Here is a 606-nt window from a genome sequence, read left to right on the forward strand (position 1 = left end):
ACCTAGTGACACCCATGATGCTTTCTGGCCTCATTGGTATCTTCATTGGCGATACCGCCCTATTTGCCTGTTTAAACCGAATGGGGCCACGCCAAGCGGGTTTGCTGTTCTCGTGCCACGCCGTATTCTCCGCCATTCTTGGTTACTTCCTGTTTAGTGAAAGCATGACTTCGATGGAGCTGATTGGCTCAGCGGTGGTGTTTAGTGGTGTGTTAACGGCAATCTTCTTTGGTCGACGAGGTCAATCTCAAAACCAACTCTAAACCATCAAGGGCACAGTGTGGGTTGGTGTCGCTCTAGGCATTACCGCCGCGATTTGCCAAGCGCTGGGTGGCATCATTGCAAAACCTATCATGCAAACCGAGATTGACCCAGTTGCTGCTTCAGCGATTCGAATGATCACCGCCTTTGTGGCTCACTCACTGTGTCGCTTACCAGGCGCCAAACCTTCACGCGCACTTAACCCAATAAATAAGCAGCTATTCGCAATTACTGCGTTCAAGGGCCATTTTGCGAGGGCAGTGGGCATGACACCGAGTTTGTTTGCGTCTCAGGAATGATATTTCAGTACGGTGTCTTTGTTATCTTTCTCAGCAGTGATCCGCC

General features: G+C 50.3%; 1 pseudogene. It reads left to right on the forward strand.

Annotated features, from left to right (window positions below):
• Window positions 1-557, forward strand: a pseudogene (locus GCE9029_RS25325) (EamA family transporter); the annotation flags it as partial.
• Between the last annotated feature and the right edge of the window lie 49 nt (window positions 558-606).

The organism is Grimontia celer, from assembly GCF_900055185.1.
In the GTDB taxonomy this organism is placed as follows: domain Bacteria; phylum Pseudomonadota; class Gammaproteobacteria; order Enterobacterales; family Vibrionaceae; genus Enterovibrio; species Enterovibrio celer.